This window comes from Bacillus sp. AP50, assembly GCF_040492675.1.
Classification (GTDB): Bacteria; Bacillota; Bacilli; order Bacillales; family Bacillaceae_G; genus Bacillus_A; species Bacillus_A cereus.
Map to the genome: position 1 here is coordinate 1 of NZ_JBEUTW010000263.1, position 5,150 is coordinate 5,150.

A 5,150-nucleotide genomic window follows, 5' to 3' on the forward strand; every position below is an offset into this window, starting at 1 on the left:
GGATAATAGGATGTAATTGTGGTTTCATTTCGAATGGTACCATAAATGAATGTGGAAAAGTAAAGGAGAAAAATTTAAATAAACTATATAAGTAGTAAAAATGAAAAGGAGAAGTGGCTAGTGTTTAATATAAAAGAAAGATTGGGGCAAATAAAGCTTAAAACGAAGTTGTCTATGGCATTTATAGCAATATTAATTATACCAAGCCTTATCGTAGGAGTATCATCTTATAATAAAGCAAAAACAGATCTTAATGAAACAATTCTACAATCAGCAAAAGATAATATAAGTATTTTAGATAAGATTGTTGATGATGAATTAGAAAATAAGCATACAGATATCGCTCATTTTGCAAAGGTACTCACACAAGGGGATTATAATCCTGAACAATCGCAAAATGTACAGAATAAATTTGATCAATATATACAGTTACATCCAGAGATAGAAACGATTTATACGGCATCCAGTAACAATCAATTTATTCATGCACCTGTTGGAAAAATACCAGAAGGGTTTAATCCGCTAGAAAGCAGTTGGTACAAGGATGCAGTAAAAGCAGATGGAGAGATTATTGTTTCATCTCCATATAAATCAAAGTCTACAGGAAATATGGTAATTGCAATTGCAAAGCAGAATGCAGATAAAAGTGGTGTCATTGGCGTAGATTTGAATATTAAAGATATCGTAAAAACATCTAAAATGATAAAAATTGGGAAGCAAGGATTTGTATCTATAGTTAGTCAAGATAAAACTATAGTTGTTCATCCATCACTAAAACCTGGAGAGAAATTAGATAAAACTTTAGTGGATGAATTGTACAAGACAGAAGATGGAGTAATTACTTATAGCCTCAATGGTGAAGATCGAAACATAAGCTTTAAGACAAATAAAAAAACAGGTTGGAAAATAGCTGGCGTAATGCCTACGAAAGAAATTGAAGAAGCTACCAATCCTATTTTTTATAAAACGCTCACTATAATAGGTGCTTCATTATTGTTAGGTGGAATTGTAATTCTATTCATACTCAAATCTATAATTACTCCACTAAGACAATTAGTCATTTCAGCTCAAAGAATTAGTCAAGGAGATTTAACCGAGAAAATAGATATTCGTTCAAAGGATGAACTTGGTCAATTAGGTGGTAGTTTCAATACAATGGCAGAGTCGTTACGTAATATTATTTCTCAAATTAACACATCTGCAGGACATGTAGCTGCGTCTTCTGAGGAACTAACTGCTAGTGTAGAGCAAGCAAGTGTTGCGACAGAACAAATTACAAAAGAGATGGAAGAAATCTCGAACAGTGCAGAGGTTCAAAATAATGAAGTTGAGTCTGGAGCTGAATTAATTGGTGAGGTAACACGAAATATTCAATACGTAGCTGAGAATGCTTCTGAAGTATCGGCTTCATCCATATACACTAAACAAAAAGCCAATGAAGGTGAACAATTAGTAGAACAAACTGTAACACAAATGCAGTCTATCCATCACTCTGTTTCTCAATCCGATAATGTCATAAAATTATTAGATAAGAAATCACAGCAAATTGGCAGTATATTAGAAGCGATTCAAAATATTGCGGAACAAACAAATTTATTAGCATTAAATGCAGCGATTGAAGCAGCTAGAGCTGGGGAACAGGGGAGAGGGTTTGCAATTGTTGCCGATGAAGTTAGAAAGTTGGCGGAGCAATCATCCGGATCTTCAATGGAAATTGGAAGTTTAATTCAGGAAATACAAGCAGACGTACATGAGACTGTAAAAGCTATGAATGAAGTAGGCGTAGAAGTACAGTCGGGAATTAAAGTTGCTAACGATACAAAACAAAGTTTTTATGAGATTTCAAAATCTGCAAATGATATTGTGTCAAAAGTGCATGATATGGTGGAACTATCTAATACAATGACTACTGATGCAATGAAAGTCGATACATCGATTGATCAAATAGCTATGGCTGTAAAAGAAAATTCTTCAAGTATGCAAACGATAGCTGGTTCATCTGAGGAACAACATGCTTCTATGGAAGAGATAAATTCTTCAGCAATACAATTAGCACAGATGGCGGAAGAACTTCAAGAGTTAATTGGTGGATTTAAGATTTAAGTTGAGATTCTAGGAGAGAATGCTAGAATCTTGTTACAGAGTGGAAATGAAAAATCTTATAACATAGTAAATAAGTATAATATGTACTCTCTATGCGTATTGAACAGGCAGATAAGCCATTTAAAAACCCTCCATTTGGAGGGTTTTTAAATACATTTACATTAAATTTGTGGTGGTGCACCACCATAATCGCCAACACTATATGAAGGAGCAGGATAATGCCCATGAGTAGCAAGCTGATCTGTTTTAGAAAACTGAAAAATTCCCACCGTTAATACCCCAATAAAAGCAATGCTTGATAATAATAAGCTAATTTTTTTCATTATTTTAACACTCCTTTTGCGATTGATTTTTGTCTTGCTTGATAACAAATATGGAAATAGTCACTTACTTTTTGGTGGTCCTCTAATTGTCTACATTTTGTGGCAAATAATTCGGCGTATTCGACAACATATTCCCATAATTCTTCTTCCTCAAAGTATAAGATTCCTTCTTGAATGATTTTTTCTAATTCTTCCAATGGAATATTTTCATTTAATTTTTTTAAAATAGAGAAGTGGTGTGTATATTCTTCGTTATGAATCTCTCTGCAAATCTGTAGTCCCTTATCAACGAGTTGGCTGGCCGTTGATTGTTCTCCTAACTTATAATGTTCCTTAGCTTGTAGGAAGATGGCCTTGAAGTGTGTAGGGATTTTCTCTGTTACTTCTGAAAGGTGACGAATAGCTAAAGTAGACATACTTTGATCAGAATACAGCCACCCCATAGTATTTTTTACGTATAACAAGGAATCTTCTTCCCTATTTTTTTGTAGTAAATCAATTGCACAATGTAGATATTCTTCTGCTTGTTCGTACTGTTTTAAATAGATGCAGCAACCACCTAGCAAACTATTACAAAAGGCTGTTTTTACTTCATAACCTTCGTACTTTGAAAAGATTGCTCTCGATTTATTTGCGTATTCGATAGAAGCGAGATTGTTATAGGTATGGTGATAGAAAGTAGCAATTCTATAGTAAAATTCGGCGTGTTCAATTTCATCTGGTATAGCTACCAATATTTTTTCTGCTAGTTTATAATGTTCCTCTGCCTCAGTATAATTTGATATAAAAGTGGAATGAATGGATTTGAAAAAATGATAATAGAATTGTAGAAATTGATCTGTAGGCATATCATAATCGCTAATAGTATCAAAACTATTTTGTTGAATACCAAGGCTATCTGTTAAGACCTTGTAACGAAATTCGAGTAGTGAATAGTATAGTAACAAATTTTGATCCTGATGCTCTTGATTCGGTTCAATGCTTAACTTATTAATTTTTTCATCAATTTTCTTTTTTAGATTAGTAGCTTTTATAACTTGCTGAGATAGCATAGATCGATACCAGTCGTTCAATAGAGAGGTTAATTGCTCATTTCCTTTTACTGAGACACTCATAATATACGCCCCCATTTTCTAAAAAAATCCTAATCCAATTTAATTATAAACATCATAACAAAATAGAAGAAAAAATGGAGTGATATTACAATATTTTTCAAGAAAATTCATAAAAAACAATCAATTCGTGTCGAATATACGTAGAATAAAACATCCAAAAATAATCAAAAGATGATATGAGTCTTTATACGTTCTATTAGGTGAACTAAGAAACTGTGATTGAAGATTTATGAAATTTCTTTTTCTTAAAACGATCAATTATGTATTAATTTTTAGATTGTTTTATCGGATAAATATAGTATGTATCACCACCAAATGTATAAATCTTGCGTATGTAAATAAGAAGAGAATAAAGGAAATAAAAAAGAACTTGTAAGAATTCCTACAAGTTCTTTTTTAGATAATGTAAAAGGTGAAACAGACTATGTCATTATTTGTAATAGTAAAATTATCTTACGTATGGTTTTGTTTTATTTTATCATTTTAGCCAAGAAGACTCCTTCCTCAAGGGGCGTGAAGGGTCACAGTCCAGTGAGTAGGTGGGAGATGAATTGACCTCGAACAAGAGATGGCAGGAAGCCATCTTAATTGTTCGACATATAGAAAGTATTACTCTACTATCTATCGAATGTATGTTCGGTGTATAATAGTCATATACCGAAATGGAGGTGAATCAAATAATGATTAATAAAGCCTATAAGTTTCGTATCTATCCAAATCAAGCACAAGCAATTCTAATCAACAAAACGATTGGGTGTTCTCGCTTTGTATTCAATCATTTTTTATCCTTATGGGATCACGCATACAAAGAGACAGGAAAAGGCTTGACCTATGGTATATGCTCTGCCAAACTACCTGCCATGAAGAAAGAGCTTGTTTGGCTAAAAGAAGTGGATAGTATTGCGATTCAGTCGTCTGTTCGCAACCTTGCGGATGCTTATACGCGCTTTTTCAAAAAACAAAACAGCGCACCGCGCTTTAAATCTAAGAAGAACAACGTACAATCTTATACCACAAAACAAACAAATGAAAACATTGCCGTTGTAGGGAACAAAATAAAGTTGCCGAAACTAGGCCTTGTTCGATTTGCCAAAAGTCGCGAAGTAGAGGGGCGTATTGTAAATGCTACAGTTAGACAGAACCCTTCTGGTAGATATTGTGGATATCAAAATAAAGACGTTAAAAATCTAAACCTACGTGAATGGGACTGTCCTTCTTGTCGTACACACCATGATAGGGATATTAACGCAAGTATCAATCTAAAGAGTGAAGCGATAAGGCTTCTAACCGCAAGGACTGCAGGGTTAGCCTAATCAATTAGAGTTCGATAGAACTCTTTACTTAGGAATTGAAAGTGGGGGTAGTTCAAAGAAGATGTACTATATTGAAGATTTGTTCTTATTGTTGATTAAAGGGAAATTTAAGACTGGTAAGGGGAAAGTGCATAAAAGAGAAAGTCTCCTTTATTTATTCTGAAAAGATAATTCAAAAAGCTATTTGTGTATAGAATAAGCTATGCATAAATTCATCAACATTGGTGACAATAAATAAGAGAATCAATATATAAGCATAAACTTGTTAAAGCTCAGTGTAATTCTATAAATAGTAG

4 protein-coding genes are annotated in these 5,150 nt (G+C 33.2%); 2 read left to right on the forward strand and 2 right to left on the reverse strand.

Annotation, left to right across the window (positions count from 1 at the left end):
• The first annotated feature begins 120 nt into the window (after positions 1–120).
• On the forward strand, positions 121–2,103 hold the full coding sequence (locus tag ABWK52_RS18875; protein WP_140337571.1) for a methyl-accepting chemotaxis protein: 1,983 nt from the start codon (positions 121–123) through the stop codon (positions 2,101–2,103).
• A gap of 161 nt (positions 2,104–2,264) precedes the next feature.
• Here ABWK52_RS18875 and ABWK52_RS18880 read toward each other — a convergent pair whose 3' ends face one another.
• Entirely contained in the window at positions 2,265–2,426 is a 162-nt protein-coding gene (locus tag ABWK52_RS18880) for a hypothetical protein (protein WP_000724116.1), read from the reverse strand.
• Positions 2,426–3,541 (reverse strand): Rap family tetratricopeptide repeat protein, encoded by a 1,116-nt coding sequence (locus tag ABWK52_RS18885; RefSeq protein ID WP_098541154.1) that lies wholly within the window; start codon positions 3,539–3,541, stop codon positions 2,426–2,428. The genes ABWK52_RS18880 and ABWK52_RS18885 overlap by 1 nt, the downstream gene beginning before the upstream one ends.
• A 680-nt stretch (positions 3,542–4,221) precedes the next feature.
• On the opposite strand from ABWK52_RS18885, the gene ABWK52_RS18890 reads away from it, so the two are divergent.
• On the forward strand, positions 4,222–4,854 hold the full coding sequence (locus ABWK52_RS18890; RefSeq protein ID WP_098541152.1) for an RNA-guided endonuclease TnpB family protein: 633 nt from the start codon (positions 4,222–4,224) through the stop codon (positions 4,852–4,854).
• The last annotated feature ends 296 nt before the right edge of the window (positions 4,855–5,150 follow it).